The sequence below is a fragment of the Bradyrhizobium sp. SZCCHNR1051 genome, assembly GCF_032489615.1.
In the GTDB taxonomy this organism is placed as follows: domain Bacteria; phylum Pseudomonadota; class Alphaproteobacteria; order Rhizobiales; family Xanthobacteraceae; genus Bradyrhizobium.
Window position 1 is genome coordinate 1 of the sequence record NZ_JAUEYJ010000015.1, and the last position, 20,350, is coordinate 20,350.

General features: G+C 64.2%; 16 protein-coding genes. 6 read left to right on the forward strand and 10 right to left on the reverse strand.

Annotated features, from left to right (window positions below):
• Window positions 1-1,599: 1,599 nt before the first annotated feature.
• On the reverse strand, window positions 1,600-2,688 hold the full coding sequence (locus tag QW868_RS19025) for a tyrosine-type recombinase/integrase (RefSeq protein ID WP_316231202.1): 1,089 nt from the start codon (window positions 2,686-2,688) through the stop codon (window positions 1,600-1,602).
• A gap of 145 nt (window positions 2,689-2,833) precedes the next feature.
• Between QW868_RS19025 and dusA the strand changes: the two genes are divergently transcribed.
• Entirely contained in the window at window positions 2,834-3,853 is a 1,020-nt protein-coding gene (gene dusA / locus QW868_RS19030) for a tRNA dihydrouridine(20/20a) synthase DusA (protein WP_316231203.1), read from the forward strand.
• Window positions 3,854-3,940: 87 nt separating this feature from the next.
• On the opposite strand, the gene QW868_RS19035 is transcribed toward dusA, so the two are convergent.
• From QW868_RS19035 to QW868_RS19060, 6 genes are all read right to left on the reverse strand, one after another.
• Window positions 3,941-4,477 carry a TIGR02281 family clan AA aspartic protease gene (locus tag QW868_RS19035; protein WP_315739607.1) on the reverse strand — a complete coding sequence of 179 codons (537 nt, stop codon included), beginning with the start codon at window positions 4,475-4,477 and terminating at the stop codon, window positions 3,941-3,943.
• A 28-nt stretch (window positions 4,478-4,505) separates the two neighbouring features.
• Window positions 4,506-4,703 (reverse strand): DUF1289 domain-containing protein, encoded by a 198-nt coding sequence (locus QW868_RS19040; protein WP_315812271.1) that lies wholly within the window; start codon window positions 4,701-4,703, stop codon window positions 4,506-4,508.
• A 47-nt stretch (window positions 4,704-4,750) separates the two neighbouring features.
• Window positions 4,751-6,346 carry a HAMP domain-containing sensor histidine kinase gene (locus QW868_RS19045; RefSeq protein ID WP_315739609.1) on the reverse strand — a complete coding sequence of 532 codons (1,596 nt, stop codon included), beginning with the start codon at window positions 6,344-6,346 and terminating at the stop codon, window positions 4,751-4,753.
• 136 nt (window positions 6,347-6,482) lie between these two features.
• The gene (locus QW868_RS19050) at window positions 6,483-7,913 is read right to left on the reverse strand and encodes a PepSY domain-containing protein (RefSeq protein WP_316231204.1); all 1,431 of its coding nucleotides are present in this window, start codon (window positions 7,911-7,913) and stop codon (window positions 6,483-6,485) included.
• Between the two features lie 7 nt (window positions 7,914-7,920).
• Window positions 7,921-10,320: a TonB-dependent receptor gene (locus tag QW868_RS19055; RefSeq protein WP_316231205.1), complete on the reverse strand. Its 2,400-nt coding sequence runs from the start codon at window positions 10,318-10,320 to the stop codon at window positions 7,921-7,923.
• Window positions 10,321-10,667: 347 nt separating this feature from the next.
• Entirely contained in the window at window positions 10,668-11,537 is an 870-nt protein-coding gene (locus tag QW868_RS19060) for an NAD(P)-dependent oxidoreductase (protein WP_315739612.1), read from the reverse strand.
• A 261-nt stretch (window positions 11,538-11,798) separates the two neighbouring features.
• Here QW868_RS19060 and QW868_RS19065 point away from each other — a divergent pair, with 261 nt between their 5' ends.
• The 4 genes from QW868_RS19065 to QW868_RS19080 all read left to right on the forward strand — a co-directional run bounded on the left by QW868_RS19065 (window position 11,799) and on the right by QW868_RS19080 (window position 16,050).
• Entirely contained in the window at window positions 11,799-12,245 is a 447-nt protein-coding gene (locus tag QW868_RS19065) for a VOC family protein (protein WP_316231206.1), read from the forward strand.
• A 132-nt stretch (window positions 12,246-12,377) separates the two neighbouring features.
• A complete protein-coding gene (locus QW868_RS19070) occupies window positions 12,378-13,508 on the forward strand; it encodes an Mrp/NBP35 family ATP-binding protein (protein ID WP_316231207.1) in 1,131 nt (376 codons plus the stop codon).
• Between the two features lie 134 nt (window positions 13,509-13,642).
• Window positions 13,643-14,779, forward strand: a complete 1,137-nt coding sequence (locus QW868_RS19075; RefSeq protein WP_409997703.1) for a TRAP transporter substrate-binding protein — start codon at window positions 13,643-13,645, stop codon at window positions 14,777-14,779.
• A gap of 182 nt (window positions 14,780-14,961) precedes the next feature.
• Window positions 14,962-16,050, forward strand: a complete 1,089-nt coding sequence (locus QW868_RS19080; protein ID WP_315758965.1) for an ABC transporter substrate-binding protein — start codon at window positions 14,962-14,964, stop codon at window positions 16,048-16,050.
• A 200-nt stretch (window positions 16,051-16,250) separates the two neighbouring features.
• On the opposite strand, the gene QW868_RS19085 is transcribed toward QW868_RS19080, so the two are convergent.
• Together QW868_RS19085 and QW868_RS19090 are read right to left on the reverse strand one after the other, a co-directional pair.
• On the reverse strand, window positions 16,251-17,852 hold the full coding sequence (locus QW868_RS19085) for a TRAP transporter large permease subunit (protein WP_316231208.1): 1,602 nt from the start codon (window positions 17,850-17,852) through the stop codon (window positions 16,251-16,253).
• A complete protein-coding gene (locus tag QW868_RS19090) occupies window positions 17,849-18,388 on the reverse strand; it encodes a TRAP transporter small permease subunit (RefSeq protein WP_315739620.1) in 540 nt (179 codons plus the stop codon). The genes QW868_RS19085 and QW868_RS19090 overlap by 4 nt, the downstream gene beginning before the upstream one ends.
• 533 nt (window positions 18,389-18,921) lie before the next feature.
• Here QW868_RS19090 and QW868_RS19095 point away from each other — a divergent pair.
• The gene (locus QW868_RS19095; RefSeq protein ID WP_316231209.1) at window positions 18,922-19,161 is read left to right on the forward strand and encodes a hypothetical protein; all 240 of its coding nucleotides are present in this window, start codon (window positions 18,922-18,924) and stop codon (window positions 19,159-19,161) included.
• A 138-nt stretch (window positions 19,162-19,299) separates the two neighbouring features.
• Here the strand turns inward: QW868_RS19095 and QW868_RS19100 are convergent, their stop codons facing one another.
• Window positions 19,300-20,190 (reverse strand): cation diffusion facilitator family transporter, encoded by an 891-nt coding sequence (locus tag QW868_RS19100; RefSeq protein WP_315739622.1) that lies wholly within the window; start codon window positions 20,188-20,190, stop codon window positions 19,300-19,302.
• Window positions 20,191-20,350: the final 160 nt, after the last annotated feature.

Sequence of the window (20,350 nt, forward strand, 5' to 3'; positions counted from 1 at the left end):
CGGCATAAACTCCCAGCCGCCTATCAGCAGACTCGGTTTAACCGAGGACAACCTCCTGAGGCTCCACAGCTAGCCACTCATAGAATTGGCCATCAACTCCTCTGCAGCTGCGGCAAGTTCCTGCGAAGCTGATAGCGGAGTTCAGGACGGGTGCCGCTGGCTGAGTCCCGTTTGCGATCAAGGCGCGAGAATAGCCGGTGATGGCTCATAAGTCATTCATCTTATTCATAACGCTTGCCTCCGACGTGTCCGCACCACGGCAGGTGTTTCGAGATCGGTTTGGCTGCCCGTCGGCCGGTTTGCGTCCTGAGTCGCGATGAGAAGAATGGCGAACAATTTCACCGTCAGTCAGTATCCGAGATTTGCGGTAGCGACCGGCTGTGGTCAACTCTGCTGCACGACAGCTGCTTGTTCTCTCAGACTGATGGTCTTCAGCTCCTAAATAGGCGGGGGAGCGCGACGATGAGGCCTCGTGCCGGTTCGGACAAATCGGAAAAACTAATGCGGTTCAATAGCAATTTGACGTGCCTTTTGTCCGAATGGGCCTTGAAAGCATTCAGGCGCCGAAACCCTTCCAAGCTGGCGCTCCCGCGCGGGTTTTGGTCAATCGGCGATATCACTATGAGCCCATATAGCGGCGGCGATCTTGCAAGAAGTCAATCCGCAGCAATGGTCGCGCGGATTGAAGATGGTAGGGCTCGGCGAGTCAGGCCATCGATGGCTTGCCGCTGCAGAAGTGTCTCGGTGGCGCTTTCCAAATACGCGCCCGCGCGCGGCTTGTTTTCGAGCTCGTGGAATATGTCCGTCAATCAGGGCAGACAAGAAACGGCGCGTCAGCGATCGCACGGCGCGATCAGCTCTTCTTGGACATCAAGGGATGATGCCTGAACGCATGATTCGCTTGTGGATCAGCTCGCTCCTGTGCGTCGGCTCTGCCTTTTCCGCGAAAGCCTTCGCTAGCTCCTGTCGGCGAGTGTGAGTCTCGGCGCCGAAGCCGACCAGGTAAGGGTCGAGCAAGTCGTCGACGGGGGCCGGTGAGAGTGGCGTGTCCGACCTCGCGAGAGAGAGTAGGGCCTCGAGCGTCTCCTCAAACGTTGGCGCCGCCATAGATGAGCTCCGCATTTTCGTTGGACCGGGCGTTTTTGCCGGACCCGGCACCGGGAAGTCTCCTTTAGGGAAATCGATGCCATGCTAGGCTTGACTGGGTGGACCGCCAAGGCTGGTGATCGATGAACACCCTAGACGACACCACTGGGCCGTCACGAGATATATGTCGTCGGGGGACAAGCGGACCTAGCTGAGACCGGTTAGGAACGTTCAACGCCCCTGCACCGTCTTCCTCGTCGACTCTACGCAGCTACGACCGTCGGCGCTCTACCTGGCTGTGGCCGCTGCAACGCTTTGACCGGTGACGTGCCCCCCAAATTTGGCCAGTTTGAACTGGGGTTTTCCAGGGTTGAGGCCCACGCCGGTGGCGGCACCGATAAGCCACTCAACAGCGATATCGGCGTCTGGTCTCTAAGGCGGTGTCGCAGGTTGGGCACCAAGATGGCGCGCGGCGTCGGTGATTGCCGACGCGCCAGAGCGGCTGCTCCACAATCATCCGGAGACGGACTTGGCTGTTGCGACCTCCAGCCACTTCCAACCTTCATATTTGTCCCCCGTCTGACGGAGATGCGTGTAGCGCTTTAGGCTTGACCAGGAGCGGTGGCCCGAGACGGCTGCGACCTGAGGAACGTTGCGGCCAATTTCGAACAGCCGAGATACCCCGTCGTGCCGGAGATCGTGGAAATGCAGATCTAGGATGCCGAGGAGTTGGCACGCGCGAGTGAATCCCATGCCGATTGCGTCGGTCGTGTACGGAAATATCTCGTCCCTGTCTAATGGCATGGATTGTGCGACGTGAAGAGCTTCAACCGGAAGATCACACCAGACATCGTTGCCGAGCTTTTCGCCTGGGTTCTTCATGTCACGCACAAGAATCCTGCTGCCGGCCTCATCGAGGTCCGATTTCCGCACGCGGGTAATTTCCTCAAGACGCCGTGTTGAGAAGATTGCGAATGCAATAACCTTCTGCATCGGGACCGAGGAGGGGCGCCTTTGCCGTCGTTCTCCAAAGTGCTGCATCAGGAGATCCAGCTCCGCCAACGTCGGGCGGCGCTCTCGCGTGCGACTCTTGCTCGTGAGCCCCAATCGCTTCGCAACGATGAAAGCGTCCTTCATGGCAGTCTGGTCGAGCGGGTACCCCCAGGCCGGTCGAGCGATTGCGAAAATGGCGGCAAGGTGGGAGAGGTAGTTGCTCACGGTCTGAGGCTGGACCTTGGTCGCCAGATGATTGGCGAATTCCACAAGGTCGGCACTGCCGATCGTGGAGCACCCTCGTTGCGAAATCTCGTAATTCTTGATGGCGTTCAGCACCTGCGCCTTGGTCCGGCCGATCTCCTTTTTTGATTCAGAGACATAGCGATCGATAACTTCCGAGAGGGGAGGGTCCACACCTTTTTCCTGATCGAGCCCCCCGGGAGCCGTCAGTTCTTTCTCCCGCCTCTCAAGCCAAGCCGCGGCGGCCTGCTTTCGGTCGAACGTTCGGGCCTCCCGGTGAAGGATAGCTCCGCCGCGCTTGATGACGACCTGGGCCAGATGGGCGGTGGTGCCGTCTTTGCGCTTGCGAGCGGTGATCGTTCCCATTAGGTGCCTCTAGAGTTGCCGCATTCCGGTACAACATGGATCTCTTCAGTACAACATTGTTGTACCTAGGGGCAGAAAACGGGCCAAAATAGGCGGAAATCGGTGTGGATGGGCAATGATCGGATGCTTTCGGTGCGACGCTTAAATGACTGATATACAGAAAAAAATCGAAAAACAAACGGCTTGGCGCTTCTCCGTGGCGCCGATGATGGATTGGACCGACCGGCACTGCCGCGTGTTCCATCGGCTGCTGTCGCGCCGGGCGTTGCTCTACACCGAGATGGTCACCACCGGCGCCGTGATTCATGGCGACCGCCAGCGGCTGCTCGGCTTCGATCGAAGCGAGCATCCGGTGGCGCTGCAGCTCGGCGGCTCCGATCCCGGCGATCTCGCGACGTCAGCCAAGATCGGCGAGGAGTTCGGCTACGATGAGATCAATCTCAACGTCGGCTGCCCGTCGGACCGGGTGAAGGACGGCCGCTTCGGGGCCTGTTTGATGGCCGAGCCTGCGCTCGTCGCCGCCTGCGTCGCCGCGATGAAGCGCGCCGTTCGCATTCCCGTCACGGTGAAGTGCCGCATCGGCATCGACGATCAGGATCCGGAAATCGCACTTGATGTGCTGGCGGATGCGGTCGTCGACAGCGGCTCAGACGCGCTGATCGTGCACGCGCGCAAGGCGTGGCTGGACGGCTTGTCGCCGAAGGAGAACCGTGACATCCCGCCGCTCGACTACGACAGGGTGTACCGGCTGAAGGCGAGGCTGCCGCACGTGCCGGTCATCATCAATGGCGGCATCGGCAGCATCGAGGCTGCGCAAGGTCATCTCGCGCATGTCGATGGCGTGATGCTCGGGCGAGCTGCCTATCAGGAGCCGTGGCGGCTGCTCGATGTCGATCCCATGCTGTTCGGTGAGGCCGCGCCGCATCTGTCGATGCAAGAGGCGCTGGCGGCGCTGGAGCCTTATATCGAACATCAGCTCGGGCAGGGCACGCGGCTGCACGCGATGACGCGGCATCTCGTCGGGGCCTATCATGCGGTGCCGGGGGCGCGCGCCTTCCGCCGCCATCTTGCCGAACGTGGAGTCAAGCCGGACGCCGGCATCGAGGTGCTGCGCGAGGCGGTGGCAATGGTCGAGGATCGTCCGGCGGTTGCGGCGCTCGCCTGAGCGGATCAGGCCGGCGGCAGCAACTCGGTGACGGTCTGTCGCGCGAGCGCATTCTCCTCCGGCAGGGCTGCAACGAGGCGCTGGGCCTCAGCTGCGGTCGGGAAAGCCGTGCAGCATCAGCCGGTCGGAGCGCACTTCCCAGCGCTCCAGCCGGTCGAGGAAGCTCATGCCGAGCAAATTGGTCTTCATCTGGCCGTGCGGCACTACCAAGGCCGGAACCGAGCGTTCCACCAGTTTGCCGATCGCAAGCCGGTCCAAGGTCAGGCGCGCCGCCTTGGTGTGACCGCCGGCGGTCTCGACGTCGACGTCGTAGGCGAGCAGTTCGAGCGGCAGGCCTGCGGCCTTGGCGGTCTCGTAGGTCAGAACTACCGATGTGGCGCCGGTGTCGACCACCATCGGCGCGGTGACGCCGTTGATCTTGGCGCGCAACGCGAACTCACCGCCTCTGGTGCGCTCGATCTCGACCGCGTTGGTCGGAGGGCTCGCCTTGGCTCTGAGCACGCGGCTGCGCAGAACCTCCGACACGGTGTCGCTTGCGAGCGCCGCCTGCTCGGGATCCTTGTAGACGATCACGGCGCCCGCGGTGAGCACCATGGTGACGAGAACGAGCGCGATCTTGTTCATGCCGCGCCTCCCGTCGGCACGGAGGCGCTCAGGCGTGCCGACGCGCCAGCGCGGGCAGGCCGGCGTCGTGCATGCGGGACGGCAGCCCGTCCATCAGCGCCAGCCGCTCGTCGCGCGACATGCGGCCCCAGCGGGCGATCTCCGGCAGCGTGCGTCCGCAACCGAAGCAGAGCTTCGTCTTCGGGTCGATCATGCAGACGGCGATGCAGGGCGTATCCTGGCTCATGGAGCGAGTTTGAAAGGTTCTGCCACTGTCGTGCAAGTGCAATCATCTCACAGTCCCGTTCCGGCATTCATGATCGGCTTGCGCACCCGGCGCTTCTCCTTAGCGGGGGCGATCGCATGCTCCGGCTGCAATGGCGGGGCCTCGTCCGACAGCGGAGCGAGCGCCGACATCACCCGCTCCGGCGGGAAGGTGACGATCACCTCGGTGCCGATGCGGACCTTCGATTTCAGCGTGAACGTGCCGCCATGCATCTCGATCAGGTTCTTGGCGATCGGCAGGCCGAGCCCGGCCCCCTGTTCGGCCGACTTGATCGAGTTGGAGCCCTGGCCGAACGAGGCGAGCACGATCGGAATCTCGTTCTCGGGGATGCCCGAGCCGGTGTCCTTGACGCTGAGATATTGCCCGCCCGAGGCTGTCCAGCCGGCCTTGAGCCAGATGTCGCCGCCCTGCGGCGTGAACTTGATGGCGTTGGAGAGCAGGTTGAGCACGACCTGGCGGATCGCGCGCTCGTCCGCCCACAGCCGCGGCATCTTCCGCTCGAACACCTCGTGAATGGTGATGCCGCGGCTCGTGGCGCGCAGCTTCAGGAGATGATGGCAGTCGGCGATCACGTGCACGAGCGCCACGGCTTCCTCGTTGAGCTCGTAGCGGCCGGCCTCGATGCGCGAGAGATCGAGGATCTCGTTGATCAGGTTGAGCAGGTGGACGCCGGAATTGTGGATGTCGGCCGAATATTCCTTGTAGACCGGCACCGCGTGCGTTCCGAAGATCTCGCTCTTCATCACCTCGGAAAAGCCGAGGATGGCGTTCAGCGGCGTGCGCAGCTCGTGACTCATCTGCGCGAGGAAGCGCGACTTGGCAACGTTGGCCGCTTCTGCCCGGTAGCGCGCCTCGTCGGAGATCGCTTTGGCCTGCTCGAGCTCGCCGATCAGGGCGTCCTTCTCGGCGCGTGCTTCGAGCGTGGCGAGCGTGGTCGAATGCAGCTGATGGGCGAGCAGCACGAAATAGCCTTCTGCTGCGACCGCGAATCCGGCCAGCAGGTAATTGTCGAACGTGCCCGACAGCACGAGGCTGAGGGTGATCGCGACCGTGACCGGTGCGGTGACCGCGACGGCTGCGACGGGCAGGTTGGCAGCGAGCATGCTGGAGACGGCGATCACCAGCAGCATCAGGAACATCATCAGCGTGCCTGACACCGCCGCGAGTGCGGGGTGGATCAGGATCGCCATCCAGCACACGCCGTAGAGCAGGTCGAGCAGCACGAAGCGCGTGCGCCAGCGCCGCGTCGCCGCCATCGACGGCTGGTCGGCGAGAAAGTTCGAGCAGTTGCGGACGATCGCAGCATGGATGCAAAGCACGCCGGCCGTCCATGCGCCGGCCGCCAGCGTATGGAGCCAGGCGCTCAGCATCAGGCCGGTTGCGACCACCAGCAGCACGACGATGTAGGAGGCGGAGATGCGGGTCTGCGCGTATTGGCGCAGCAGCTCGCGATCGAAGGCCGGACGCGTTCCCGATGTCGACGTTAACCGGTCGCGCGCCTCGCGCACCCGCTGCTGCGCGGCCCGGCGCTGGCTTGCCGGTGCAAGCGCCGGCGGATCTGCCGGAAGCTCGACGACCTCAGGCTTTTCAGCGGGTTTACTCATCAAACAACACAAATCCTGCCCGCGAGGTACGGGCTGCTTTCTGCATTGTCTATAACTGGGCCCAAATCCTTAAGACGGATTATAGACAACGAAAAATTTGCGTTAACCGCGCGTTAAATTAACCATTGTGCGAGGCTCAGCGGAGCTTCATTCGCAGGCGGCGCCAGCCGATCACCACGCCCGTGATGCTGAAGACGAGGCCGATCGCGCAAAGGCCGACGATGAGAACCGTGCGCAGCGCCGCATGGGCGAGCAGGGCCGGAAAGTCGAGCGTGTGCAGCGCCTGATAGAGCCACCGATAGGCGCGTCGGGACGGATCGAGCTTCTCGAGCACCGCGCCGGAGGCGGCGTCGACATGATACCAGGTGTCGCCGCAGATCACGCGATGGACCGGCGCGCCCGGCACATCGGAGACGAACGGATAGTCGTCGCCCGGCTCGACTTCGGTCGAGCGCGCGCAATCGTGGCCCAGGCGGGACGTTGCGGCATTGACGTCGGCCGGCTGCAGGAAGCGTCCGATGATCCTTGCCGAAGCGCCGTCCAGCACCGAAATCTGCTGCTGGCCCGGCGCTCGCCGGGTGCGCTGATGGAGGCGGCCGCCGAAGGCGAACCACTCGATCTCGCGAGCCTCGCCATGCACCGCCGTGAGTGCAACCGCAGTCAGGCGGCTCCAATCCGGTGTGCCGACCAGGATGGCTTCCTCGGACGGCGTCAGATGGCCGGTCGCGAACAGCCTGCCATGGTCCATCGACAGCCAACCGCTGACCATCCAGGTCAGCACGAACTGCATGCAGAGCAGACCAGCCCAATGATGCCACAGGTGCCAGCCGCGGTAGCGCGAGCACAGCCGCGCCTCGCGAGGTCGCAGCCTCATCGGACCGAGCAGGGCGCCGGTCACGGCGGCGATGACGGCCGCGAGCGATAGCCACCACACGATGATGTTCCAGGCCGCCCAGTCCTTGCGCAGGACGGTTGGATAGATCCAATGGACAACGCTGCCGACGTAGTTCCAGGCGCGTTCGAAGCGTGTCGTGTCGAGCACGACCTCGCCGGTCTTCGACGACACGTACAGCTCGGTCCCGTCGGGATCGTGGAGCGCGATCCGGTGCAGCGGACGATGCACATCGAACCGGTTCGGCACCGTCCATTGATCGTAGCTGTCCAGCGCCGCGATGGCGGCGCGATCGGCCTCGAGCCCGCGTTGCTGGGCTGTTGCGCGTGCCACCGACAGTGCGAGACCGGGCTCGTTCACGTCGGCTGCGGCCAGCGTGTCGGCATGAAAGGCCGCGCTGCGGCCGGCGGCCGAGATGACATAGACCGGACCATCCACGCGTTGAAACAGCCGGATGCGGGCGGGATGATCGATGCCACCAGCGGCGAGGGCCTCCGCGGGACTGCGCAGCGACACGGCGATGTCGAGCACCGGCAGCGCGGCGAAGCGCTCGCTCTCGGTCTGCGCCGGGAATGGCACGTAGTGCATCACGATCCCGGTCGCGAACCACAGCACGAACAGCGGACCGAGCGGGATGCTCAACCAGCGGTGCATGAGGATCAGCGCCTGGATCATGCTGTCATCAGAACTTGAACGAGGCCTCGACCTCGTAGGTGCGCGGCGCGCCGAGGAAGATCTGGTCGGGATAGAACGGATCGCTCCAGGCCGCGTAGCGCCTGTCGGTGACGTTGCGGATGCGCAAGGCGAGGCGCGTGCTGGTCGCGGTGGCGAACATCGGCACCTTCGGCAGATCGACGAAGGCGAACAGGTCGGCGGTGGTGTAGGCGTTTAGCTTCACCGTGTTGGCATCGGTGCTCCATCGATCGCCGACATGGCGCACCGAGAAGCCGAGCTCGACCGGCCACCAGCCGGGATTGAGGAAGCGGTAGGAGCCGCCACCATTGACGATGATGGCGGGAATGTTGGGCGGCGTGTTGCCCGAGAACGAGCCGCCGCCCGCGAGATCATAGTCGGCATAGCGGGCGCGGACATAGGCGACGTTGCCCCATAGCTTGCTCTCCGGCGTCGGCCGCACGGCGGCCGCGACCTCGATGCCCTGCGATTTCACCTTGCCGGCGAGGTTGAGCTGCTGGCCGGCCTGGGCGCTGTAGACGTTGTTGCGCGCGATGTCGAAGGCCGAGAAGGTCCACTCCGCGCGCCCGTTCCACAGCAGCTGCTTGACGCCGGTCTCGTAGCTGCGGGAGTCGGACAGCGCGAGGTTCTGCGTCGGACTCACGATAAAGATGCTGTCGGCCGAGATGTCGGTGGCCGTCGCATATTGGCTGTAGAAGGTGGTGCCGGGTAGCGCCTCCCACGTGTAGCCGATGCGGCCGGTGACCGGCTGCCAGCTCTTCGAATAGGGGAAGCCACTTTTCACCGCGCCATTCCTGTCGATCGAGTTGCGATCGAGCGTGAACGGATTGTAGCGCAGGCCGCCGACCAGGGCGAACGTGTCGGTGAGCTTCAGCCGGTCCTCGAGGTTCAGGGTGACGCTGTCGATCGTGGCGGTCTGCAACTGCGTTCCGAGCTGGCCATAAACACCGCGGTCGAAGCCGACCAGGGGGACCGAGTCACCGGGAAAGTTCGCCGCGCCGGGCCGCGTGAAGTCGGTATGGGAGCTCTCGATCGAGGTGACGAGACGGTTGGAAGGGCCGAAGATGCTGCCGTTCCAGGTCATGTCGGTGGTGTTGCCGACCATGTTATGGTTGTGGTGGACGAAGAAGCGCTCGCGATCGACCGTGTTGGTGGTCGCGTTGAACGCCGAGACCTCGTTGTTGTACCAGTCGCGGCTGGCATTGTAGTTGTAGATCTGGCTGCGCAGCTTGACGTCGTTGCTGAGGTCCCATTCGAACCCGCTGCGCACCCAGGACTCCTTGATCGTCTTGTGGCCGTCGACGACGTTGTAGTTGGTCGACAGCGTGCGGCCGTCGATCGTGACGGCGCCGAGATCGCTGCCGTTGTAGGCGGATATCTTGGTGCCCGACACGATGCCGCTGGTCGCGTTCGCGCCGCTGTAGGTGACCGGCACCAGCGGCGTGCCTTCGTAGGGCTTGGCCTTGTAGTCCTTGAACTCGGCGGCAAAGAAGGTCTTGAAACTGTCGGACAGGCGGTAGTCGAGCTGGCCCGAGACATGGACGTTCTTGAACTCGGTGTCGTCGATGAAGCCGACCTCTTTCGTTCGGCTGATATCGAAGCGATAGTCCAGGCCCTCGATCGCGGTGCTGCCGCCGGAGCCAAAGCCGCTGCGGAACGTGCCGCGCTGGTCGAAGCCTATGAAAGCCTCGTTCTGGACCGGTCCGGTGTGCGGCGCCTTGGTCGCGAAGTTGATGGTGCCGCCGACCGCGCCCTGGCCGGAGATCAGCGAGGAGGGGCCTTTGAGAAACTCGACCCGGTCGAGGTTGAACGTCTCCATCGTCAGCGCGGTGAAGCCGGTCGGCCCGATGTTGATGCCGTTGTAGAGGACGTTGACTTGGTTGCCCTGGAAGCCGCGCATGGCAAAGCCGACGTCGTTCGGGGCATCGCCGGCGCTGACGCCGGTGGCGCCTTTCACCGCATCGACGGTGGTGTGATAGCCCTGCTCGCGCAGCGTCGCTGCACCCACGACCTCGATCGATGCCGGCGCCTCGCGCGCGATCAGGCCCAGCCGGCCGCCGACCGCCGGAGCCGCATTGCCGTTGAGCGGCGTCGCCGCTGGGGAGGCGGAGACGTGGGGCGATGGCGCGACTGCCGGCGGTGGCGTCGCTGTCCCTCGGGGCATGGGGTGTACCGTCCCGCTGGCTGTTCTGACCGGTGACGGCGAACGGTCGGCAGCCTGTCGCTGGCGCGGCGCATCGACGGTGACGTCTGGCAGCAGCGTGTCGGCCGCCGGCCTCACGCCAGGATTTGCTGTCTGCTGCGCATGGGCCAGCGGAACGGCCGCGCAGAAGACCGCCGCAACAAGCCCCGCCAACGCAATCAAACCCTGGACGTCTCGCATGCTCATTCCGATTCCCCCACGCGGTCCGGCCATGCCGGTGTCCGCGCCCCCTCCAGCGCTCTTGTGACCGGGACGAGAGCTAACGCAGAACACTAGGTATGTAATGTTATAACATTACATATCTTCTCTTCTGGTCAAGCCTGTCCGTTCGGCAACACATGCGAACGATTGGCGATTGCAACGGGTATCAGCGAGTCGGAGGGTGCGCAATGGCGCCGGCTGATACGGGTCAGACAGGGCGCGCGAGGTCCCGGCCGACGGCGGTGACGAGCCAGTTGGTCGTCACGGGACAGAAATAGACGTGCCGCCGCTCGAAGCGCGCGGCGGCACGTTCATCGGATCGCGATCGCGGATTACTTCTCCAGGCGGGCCAGCAGGCTCGACGTGTCCCAGCGCTTGCCGCCGAGCTTCTCGACCTCGGAATAGAACTGGTCGACCAGCGCGGTCACCGGCAGATGGGCGCCGTTGCGGCGCGCTTCGCTGAGGCAGATCGACAGGTCCTTGCGCATCCATTCCACCGCAAAACCAAAGTCGTATTTGCCGTCGTTCATGGTCTTGTAGCGGTTCTCCATCTGCCAGGACTGGGCGGCGCCCTTGGAGATGGTCTCGATCACGGCGGGCACGTCCAAGCCCGACTTCTTCGCGAAATGGATGCCCTCGGACAGGCCCTGCACGAGGCCGGCGATGCAGATCTGGTTGACCATCTTGGTGAGCTGGCCGGAGCCCGCCGGTCCCAGCAGCTTGCACATCCGGGCATAGGCCGCGATTACCGGCTCGGCGCCCGCATAGGCGTCCGCGGTGCCGCCGCACATCACCGTCAGCACGCCGTTCTCCGCGCCGGCCTGGCCGCCGGACACCGGCGCGTCGATGAATTTGAAGCCGGCCTTGGTGGCTGCGGCATCGAGCTCACGTGCCACTTCAGCCGAGGCCGTGGTGTGGTCAACGAAGGTCGCGCCCTTGGTCATGCCGGCGAAAGCGCCGTCCGGGCCGATGGTCACCGCGCGCAGATCGTTGTCGTTGCCGACGCAGCACATCACGAAGTCCTGGCCCTCGGCGGCCTGTTTCGGCGTCGCGGCGGTCTTGCCGCCGAACTTGTCAGCCCATTCCTTCGCCTTGGCCGCGGTACGGTTGTAGACCGTGACCTCGTGACCACCCTTCTTCACGAGATGTCCTGCCATGGGGAAACCCATGACGCCGAGACCGATGAAAGCGACTTTAGCCATATGAGCTACCTTGACCTTGGGGTTCTGCCGACAGCCTTGAGAGGGCCGGGCCGTTCTTGACGGAAAACATCAGCGGCCGGCCGGGTTCCGGCGGCGGCGCTGGACGCCGCACCATAGCCGCTTGCGAAACAGGGGCAACGGCTTCGTGACGGATGCGAAAACGTCCGCCCGTGCTAAAGAGGCATCATCATGACGGCTTGCAAAGCCGTCATCCGGCAACGAAATCCAGTCAACCAACGAACCAGCCAGGGAGTGTCTCGCATGGGCGTCAGCGTCGGCGTGCTCGATCATTTCAACATCCGGACCCGCAACCTCGCCGAGACGGTGCGCTTCTATGAAGACGTGCTCGGGCTCGAGAACGGCGCCCGGCCGAACTTCGCCTTTCCTGGCGCCTGGATGTACAGCGAGGGCCGGCCGGTGGTGCACCTCGTCGACATCTCGCCGACATCCGAGGCACAGAAGCCGGATTCCGGCGTCGTCCACCACGTCGCCTTCGTCAGCCGCGGCTTTGCCGGCATGAAGGCGCGGCTCGCCGCCAAGGGCATGCCGTTCGAGGCGCGGCAGGTGCCGGGCGGGGAGCTGTGGCAGATCTTCGTGCGCGACCCCAACGGCGTGACGATCGAGCTGAATTACGAGGCGGCCAAGGAGCAGGCCGAGGATGCGCCGGTGGAGACCGCATCCGACATCGGAACCATGGTGGCGTTTTGAGCCGGCCAGCCTTATGAAGCAGCGCAACGCAGGGCCGGGGCGGTCCCGTCGCGGACGACGGAAGATCATGTCCGGTCAACAGGATAGGGCGCGACGATGTGGCGCGTTCTGAACTTCTTCAGGAGACGCGCCGTGAGCGTGACGCAGCAGCAGGTTATCGAGGCACTCAAGCGGGTCCGCTCGCCGCGCGGCGTGGCGCTGCCGGACGCCGGCGTGCTGTCGCCGATCACCGCCAATGACGGCAAGGTGTTCTTCTCGATCAATGTCGAGGCCAGCGAGGCCCGCGCCTGGGAAGACACTCGCGCGAAAGCCGAAGCCGCCGTGCGCGCCATTCCCGGCGTGACCATGGCGATGATAGCGCTGACCGCCGAGCGCAAGGCGGGCGCTGTCGCCCCGCCGCCGCGGCAGGGCGGCGTGCAGCCGGTCGCGGCGCATCGTCCGCATCAGCACCAGCATCCGGCCGACTCGCCGATGTCCCGGCAGGCTCCGATCCCGGGTATCGCTGCCGTCATCGCCGTCGCCTCCGGCAAGGGCGGTGTCGGCAAGTCGACCACCGCGATCAATCTCGCGCTGGGCCTGCGCGACCTCGGCCTCAAGGTCGGGCTGCTCGACGCCGACATCTACGGCCCCTCGGTGCCGCGGCTGACCGGCTTGCAGGAAAAGCCCAAGCTCACCGACGACAAGAAGATGATTCCGCTGTCGCGGTTCGGCCTGTCGATCATGTCGATCGGCTTTCTCGTCGACGAGGACAGCCCGATGATCTGGCGCGGCCCGATGGTGATGTCGGCGATCAACCAGATGCTGCGCGACGTCGCCTGGGGTACGCTCGACGTGCTCGTCGTCGACATGCCACCGGGCACCGGCGATGCCCAGCTGACTCTGGCGCAGAATGTGCCGCTGAAGGGCGCCGTGATCGTGTCGACGCCGCAGGACCTGTCGCTGATCGACGCCCGCCGCGGGCTTGCGATGTTCCGCAAGGTCAACGTGCCCGTGCTCGGTATCATCGAGAACATGAGCTACTTCCAGTGCCCGCAATGCGGCACCCGGTCCGACATCTTCGGTCATGGCGGCGCGCGCCACGAGGCCGAGCGGCTCGGCGTGCCGTTCCTCGGCGAGATCCCGTTGCACATGGACATCCGCTCGACGTCGGACGCCGGCAACCCGGTGGTCGAGAGCGAGCCGAACGGTCCGCACGCGGCGATCTACCGGAGCATCGCCGCGTCGGTGCGGGATCAGCTCAAGGACGCCATCGCCGCTGCTTGATGCACTGCAGCGAAGCGCGTGCGACTATTGGACCGTTTGTCATTCCAACGTCGCGTTTTCGCTTAACCGGTTCCGTGCTAAAGCCCGGCCCGGATCGCCTTCGACCGTGTGCGGCCAATCGCATCGGCGGATAAATGCTTTTTCAACGGGAAACGCCCCCAACAAGGAGATGCCCTAATATGAAGCGTCGTGATTTTCTGAAGGTTTCGGCCGCCGGTGCCGCGGCGACGGGGGCCATCGCCTCGCCGGCGATCGCGCAGTCGTCGCCCGAGATCAAGTGGCGGTTGACCTCGAGCTTCCCGAAGTCGCTCGACACGATCTATGGCGGCGCCACCGAGCTGGCCAAGTACGTCGCCGAAATGACCGACAACAAGTTCCAGATCCAGGTGTTCGCGGCCGGCGAAATCGTTCCCGGCCTGCAGGCGCTGGACGCGACCGCCAACGGCACCGTCGAGATGTGCCACACGGTGTCGTATTACTACGTCGGCAAGGACCCGACCTTCGCGATCTTCGCTTCGGTGCCGTTCGGCCTCAATGCCCGGCAGCAGAACTCCTGGCTGTATCAGGGCGGCGGCAACGAGCTCGCCAACGAGTTCTACAAGAAGTTCGGCGTGATCGGCTTTCCCTGCGGCAACACCGGCACCCAGATGGGCGGTTGGTTCCGCAAGGAGATCAAGACCGCCGCCGACCTCTCGGGCCTGAAATTCCGCATCGGCGGCATCGCCGGCCAGGTGCTGCAGAAGCTCGGCGTCGTGCCGCAGCAGCTCGCCGGTGGCGACATCTACCCGGCGCTGGAGAAGGGCACCATCGACGCGGCCGAGTGGGTCGGCCCCTATGACGACGAGAAGCTCGGCTTCCAGAAGGTGGCCAAGTACTACTACTATCCGGGTTGGTGGGAAGGCGGTCCGACCGTCCATGCCTACACCAACCTGGACAAGTGGAATTCGCTGCCCAAGAGCTACCAGGCGATCCTGACCAACGCGACCATGGCCGCGAACACTTGGATGGCGGCGCGCTACGACATGCAGAACCCGTCGGCGCTGAAGCGCCTGGTCGCCGGCGGCACCCAGTTGCGTCCTTTCACGAACGAGGTGCTCGAAGCCTGTCTCAAGGCGACCAACGAGCTTTGGGGCGAGATCTCGGCCAAGAATCCCGACTTCAAGAAGTCGATCGATGCCATGCAGGCCTACCGCTCGGACGAATATCTGTGGTGGCAGGTCGCCGAATACACCTACGACAGCTTCATGATCCGCTCGCGCACCCGCGGCTGATCTTCAGCATTTTGATCGGCGGATAGACATTGAGCCCGGCCTCGCAAGAGGCCGGGCTTTTGCGTTGCATTGCGACATCGTTTTGCAATGGCACTCCGACGCACTTTGATCCACACTGGAACTAAGCCTCGCAAGAAGGCTGCCCAGGAAACGAACACAATCACCACAAGGGAGGAAAGAGCATGAAGCGGAGAGACTTCATCAAGGTCACCGGGCTCGGCGCTGCAGGCGCCGCCGCGATCGCATCGCCCGCGATCGCGCAATCGATGCCGGAGATCAAATGGCGGATGACCACGAGCTGGCCGAAATCGCTCGACACGCTGCATGGCGGCGCCGAGATCATGGCCAAGATGATTGGTGAGGCCACCGACAACAAATTCCAGATCCAGACCTTCGCCGCCGGCGAGATCGTGCCCGGCCTGCAGGTGCTCGACGCCGTGCAGAACGGCACCGTCGAGATGGGCCACACCGCGTCCTACTATTATTTCGGCAAGGACCCGACCTTCACCTTCGGCTCGTCGGTGCCGTTCGGCCCGAACATGCGCATCAACCAGGCCTGGTACCTGATGGGCGGGGGCAAGGAGATCCTCAACGAGTTCTACAAGAGCTACAACGTCACCTCGCTGCTGGCCGGCAACACCGGCTGCCAGATGGGCGGCTGGTTCCGCAAGGAGGTCAACTCCGTCGACGATCTCAACGGCATGAAATTCCGCATCGGCGGTTTTGCCGGGCGGGTGCTGCAGAAGCTCGGCGCGGTGCCGCAGCAGATCGCCGGCGGCGACATCTATCCGGCGCTGGAGAAGGGCACGATCGACGCCGCCGAATGGGTCGGTCCCTATGACGACGAGAAGCTCGGCCTCTACAAGGTCGCGCCGCACTACTACTTCCCCGGCTGGTGGGAGGGCGGGCCGATGCTGCTCGCCATGATCAACCTCGACAAGTGGAACGCGCTGCCCAAGCACTATCAGAAGCTGCTCGAGCAGGCCGGCCACTACTCCAACAACTGGATGATGGCCAAGTACGATTCCGCCAACCCGCTGGCGCTGCGCAAGCTGATCGCCGGCGGCGCCAAGCTGCATCCGTTCCCGGCCCCGGTCATGGAAGCCTCGTTCAAGGCCGCCAAGGAGCTGCATGCCGAGGTCGCCGCCGGCAATCCAAACTTCAAGAAGGCGCTGGACTCGCTCACGGCCTATTCGGGTGCGGGCTATTCCTGGTTCCAGGTCGCCGAGGTCGGCTACGACAACTTCATGGCCCGGCGGTCGCAGAGCTGAGCGAGATTCCGTCGTTGCGAGCGCAGCGAGGCAATCCAGGGCTGCGCGCGTGCCCCTGGATTGCTTCGGCGCAAGGGCGCCTCGCAATGACGCGCTGATAGAGACGGTCCCAAACAAGTCCCAAACAAGAGAGGCGGCCCCAAACAAAAACCCCGGAAGCGGAGCTTCCGGGGTTTTCTTCATTCGGTCGGAGCCGCCGTCTACTGCTTCGGCGCACCGAAATCCAGCGGCGGCAGATCGATCTGCGGCACCTCGATCTTGACCTTGTCGAGGTCGACCTGGACCGGCTTGTCGAGCAGGCCGGTCACCGTGACCGGGAACGCGATTACGAGCAGCACCATGATCGCCTGCAGGCCGATCCATGGCATCGCGCCCCAATAGATGTCGGAGCTCTTCACTTCCTTCGGCGCGACGCCGCGCAGGTAGAACAGCGCGAAGCCGAACGGCGGATGCAGGAACGAGGTCTGCATGTTCACGCACAGCATGACGCCGAACCAGATCAGGGCGGCCTCCGGGCCGACCACCGGCGCCAGGATCTTCTGCGCGATCGGTGCGATCATCGGCAGGATGATGAAGGCGATCTCGAAGAAGTCGAGGAAGAAGGCCAGGAAGAAGATGAAGATGTTGATGAAGATCAGGAAGCCCCAGACGCCGCCGGGCAGGGAGGTGAGCAGGTGCTCCAGCCATTCGCCGCCGGAGACGCCCTGGAACACCACCGAGAAGCAGGTCGAGCCGATCAGGATGAAAGTGACCATGCAGGTGATGCGCATGGTTGTCTCGTAGCCCTGCTTGATCAGGTCGCGCAGGTCGGGGAGGGCGACGGCGCGGATGCAGAGCCAGGCAACCGCGAGATAGGTGACCGCGAAAGAGAGCTTGAATGCGAGGTTCTCGGTGAACAGCATCGCGATGATGGTGCCGATGCCGGCGGCGACGACGCCGACGATCAGGATGCTGCGATCGCTCTTGGTGAACTCCTTGTGGTGGATCACCGCCAGCACGATCGCGCCGACCGCGCCCATGGCGCCGGCTTCCGTCGGCGTGGCCAGGCCCATCATCATGGTGCCGAGCACGACAAAGATCAGCACCGCCGAGGGAATGATGCCCATCAGGCACTTCTTCCACAGCGCCCAGCCGGTCAGCGTACGCGCCTCCTTCGGCACCGGCGGCAGGTGGCCCGGCTTGACCAGGCCGAGCGCGAAGGTGTAGCCGGCGAACAGCACGACCTGGAAGATCGAGGGGCCCCAGGCGCCGAGATACATGTCGCCGACCGACTTGCCGAGCTGGTCGGCCAGCACGATCAGCACCAGTGACGGCGGCACCAGCTGGGTGATGGTGCCGGACGCCGCGAGCACGCCGGTGATGTAGCGCATGTTGTAGCCGTAGCGCATCATCACGGGCATCGAGATCATCGCCATCGCGATCACCTGTGCCGCCACCGTGCCGGTGATGGCGCCGAGGATGAAGCCGACGATGATGACGGAATAGCCGAGGCCGCCGCGGATCGGCCCGAATAGCTGGCCCATCGAATCCAGCATGTCCTCGGCGAGCCCGCATCTCTCCAGGATCGCACCCATGAAGGTGAAGAACGGGATCGCGAGCAGCAGGTCGTTGGCGAGCACGCTGCCGAAGATGCGGCCCGGAATCGCCTGCAGGAAGTTGAGGTCGAAGAACCCTAAGTCGATGGCGAGGAAGCCGAACGACAGGCCGACGGCGGCGAGCGTGAACGCCACCGGGAAGCCGATCAGCATCGCCAGGACCAGGCCGCCGAACATCAGCGGCGGCATCATCTCCAGCGTAATCATTGCGTCGGCCTCTCGTATTTGGCGTCGATCGTCACTTCACCGCGCAGCGCGGCGGCGCGCTTGATCACCTCGGAGAGGCCCTGCAGCGCCAGCATCACGAAGCCCGCGGGGATGGCGAACTTCACCGGCCAGCGAAGCAGGCCGCCGGCATTGGCCGACATCTCGTTGACCGAATAGGACTGCATGAAGAACGGCCAGGACAGGTAGGCCAGCAGCAGGCAGGTCGGGATCAGGAAGAACAGTGTGCCGATCAGATCGAGCCAGAGCTGGCCGCGCTCGGACAGATAGAGATAGAGCAGCTCAACCCGAACATGCTCGTTGCGCCGGAAGGTGTAGGAGGCGCCGAACATGACCAGCAGCGCGAACATGTACCACTGCAACTCCAGCCAGCCGTTCGACGAGTAGCTGAAGGCATAGCGGATCATGGCGTTGATCGCGCTGACCAGGCAGGCCAGCAGCACCATGATATTGCAGACGTAACCGATCTTTTCGTTGAGCTGATCGATGGCGTTACTGATTGCCAACAAGGGGCGCATCATTGTCTCCGCTGCGGGCGCTGTCAGACGAGCGCGCCTGAGCTCTCAGGAGGCACGGCTTCGCGATCACGCAGAACGTGCATGTCGTCATGACGGCGCGCTTGAAGCGAATCCAACGAAACGTCCTCCCCCTCGATGCCTTCAGCTCTTGTTCGGCGCTTGTATGAAGGGCGAGCGCCCATCGGCCGCGCTGGGCCTGAAAGCGGGGGCACCATTTCAGCGCGCCGTCCTGCCGTCAATCGGAAAATGGACACATTGACGCGCCGGCAACAGTCTGGCGGCGCTGGCTAAACCCGGGTTCGGGGGCGGCGTCCGGCCTGCCGAAAGAGCGGGCAGTTCGCTGCCGGCCGTCCATCGCTCCGATGGGGGCGGCCGTGGAGGATGGTCGCGTGGGCTGTCTGGGGCGGAGCGCGGGATCAGAATGTGGTGTGCTGATCCGGCGAGGCGTCTGATCCCCGCCAAGGGAACGTTGGCGTGGGGCCACAAGCTGGATAAAAGCGTCGTCGTGGACGTTTGATGCAGGGAACAACCGGATGAGCAAGCCGCGCAAGACCGAAGCCGAACTGATCGCGATGGCGGTGGCCGAGCTGAAGGCTCATACCGAGTACGCCGAGGGCATTCTCATCGCGGTCGTGCGGGACGGAAATTCCTGGGAGTTTCGCGCCAGTGCCGATCAGGAGACGATCGGCAGGCCCGGCTATCCCGAATGCGTCGCCATGTTGGTCCAGATTGGAGACCATCTGTCGAAGCAGTACGCGCTCCAGGAGGAGTGAAATGGCTTCGTGACCGCTGGCGGCGGGCACTCCGACACCGTCGAACCCGCAGGCATCTGGGGATGCCAGGGGCCTGACCCGACGCGGCGAGCCTCCTCAAAAATCAAAAAAACCGGCCGCGCCGCCTGATGTGCGGCGCTACAGCACCACCACGCCGGAATGCTTGGCCTTGTTCTCTGGTTCGACGTGGATGGTGATCCAGCTGTGCTCGTCGTGCTCGCGCAAGGCGGCCTCGATCCGGTCGCAGATTTCGTGCGCCTGGTTGACCGACATCTCGCCGGGCACCACGAGGTGGAACTCGATGAAGGTCAGCTTGCCGGCATGGCGGGTCCGGACATCATGCGCCTCCAGCGCGCCGCCGGCATGCTGACTGATGATCAGGCGAATGCGCGCCAGCGTGGCGTCCGGGACCGCTTCATCCATCAGCCCGCTGGTGGATTCCTTCAGCACCTGCCATCCCGACCACAGGATGTTCACGGCGACCAGCACGGCCAGCGCCGGATCGAGGATCGGCAGCTGCAACATCACCGCGAGGCCGAGGCCGACCACGACGCCGCCCGAGGACACGACGTCCGTCAGCAGATGGCGTCCGTCGGCCACCAGCGCCGGCGACCGCAGCCGCTTGCCCCGCGTGATCAACAGCCAGCACCAGACCGCATTGATCGCGCTCGCCAGCCCATTCACCGCGAGCCCTTCGACGGGCGCCGAAAACGGCCGCGGATTGAAGAAATTCCCGTAAGCCTCATGGATGATGAGCAGCGCCGCCACGACGATCATGACGCCCTCGATCACCGCGCTGAAATACTCCACCTTGTGGTGGCCGAACGGATGGTTGGCGTCGGCGGGCTTGGCTGCGATGCGCACCGCGACGAGCGCGACGGCGGCGGTGACGACGTTGACGATGCTCTCGAGGGCGTCCGAGTACAGCGCGACCGAGCCGGTGATCCAATAGGCAAGATACTTCAGGCCGAGCACGATCGTTCCGACCACGAGGCTGCCGATGGCGAGCTTGAGCGATTGCGAGGCCATGATGTCCTGATCCGATCCCGCGCTGGGGTACTCAACGCTGCGGCGGAACGCAACCTCCGCTGCCGGCCGTTCGCTATCGGAAAAGCTGATATCCTCGGTTCATCGCCGTTGCGAATGCGCCGGGCGCGGCGTTGCCGTGAGCGCAATATGATCTGTGGAA

What these genes read in the sequence shown, in the direction of transcription:
- QW868_RS19035 (WP_315739607.1), bottom strand. Translation starts at nt 4,477, where the DNA reads ATGAACAAGATCGCGCTCGTTCTCGTCACCATGGTGCTCACCGCGGGC.
- QW868_RS19055 (WP_316231205.1), bottom strand. Translation starts at nt 10,320, where the DNA reads ATGAGCATGCGAGACGTCCAGGGTTTGATTGCGTTGGCGGGGCTTGTT.
- QW868_RS19075 (WP_409997703.1), top strand. Translation starts at nt 13,643, where the DNA reads ATGCTTTTTCAACGGGAAACGCCCCCAACAAGGAGATGCCCTAATATG.
- QW868_RS19065 (WP_316231206.1), top strand. Translation starts at nt 11,799, where the DNA reads ATGGGCGTCAGCGTCGGCGTGCTCGATCATTTCAACATCCGGACCCGC.
- dusA (WP_316231203.1), top strand. Translation starts at nt 2,834, where the DNA reads ATGACTGATATACAGAAAAAAATCGAAAAACAAACGGCTTGGCGCTTC.
- QW868_RS19060 (WP_315739612.1), bottom strand. Translation starts at nt 11,537, where the DNA reads ATGGCTAAAGTCGCTTTCATCGGTCTCGGCGTCATGGGTTTCCCCATG.
- QW868_RS19085 (WP_316231208.1), bottom strand. Translation starts at nt 17,852, where the DNA reads ATGATTACGCTGGAGATGATGCCGCCGCTGATGTTCGGCGGCCTGGTC.
- QW868_RS19100 (WP_315739622.1), bottom strand. Translation starts at nt 20,190, where the DNA reads ATGGCCTCGCAATCGCTCAAGCTCGCCATCGGCAGCCTCGTGGTCGGA.
- QW868_RS19095 (WP_316231209.1), top strand. Translation starts at nt 18,922, where the DNA reads ATGAGCAAGCCGCGCAAGACCGAAGCCGAACTGATCGCGATGGCGGTG.
- QW868_RS19090 (WP_315739620.1), bottom strand. Translation starts at nt 18,388, where the DNA reads ATGCGCCCCTTGTTGGCAATCAGTAACGCCATCGATCAGCTCAACGAA.
- QW868_RS19040 (WP_315812271.1), bottom strand. Translation starts at nt 4,703, where the DNA reads ATGAGCCAGGATACGCCCTGCATCGCCGTCTGCATGATCGACCCGAAG.
- QW868_RS19080 (WP_315758965.1), top strand. Translation starts at nt 14,962, where the DNA reads ATGAAGCGGAGAGACTTCATCAAGGTCACCGGGCTCGGCGCTGCAGGC.
- QW868_RS19050 (WP_316231204.1), bottom strand. Translation starts at nt 7,913, where the DNA reads ATGATCCAGGCGCTGATCCTCATGCACCGCTGGTTGAGCATCCCGCTC.
- QW868_RS19025 (WP_316231202.1), bottom strand. Translation starts at nt 2,688, where the DNA reads ATGGGAACGATCACCGCTCGCAAGCGCAAAGACGGCACCACCGCCCAT.
- QW868_RS19045 (WP_315739609.1), bottom strand. Translation starts at nt 6,346, where the DNA reads ATGAGTAAACCCGCTGAAAAGCCTGAGGTCGTCGAGCTTCCGGCAGAT.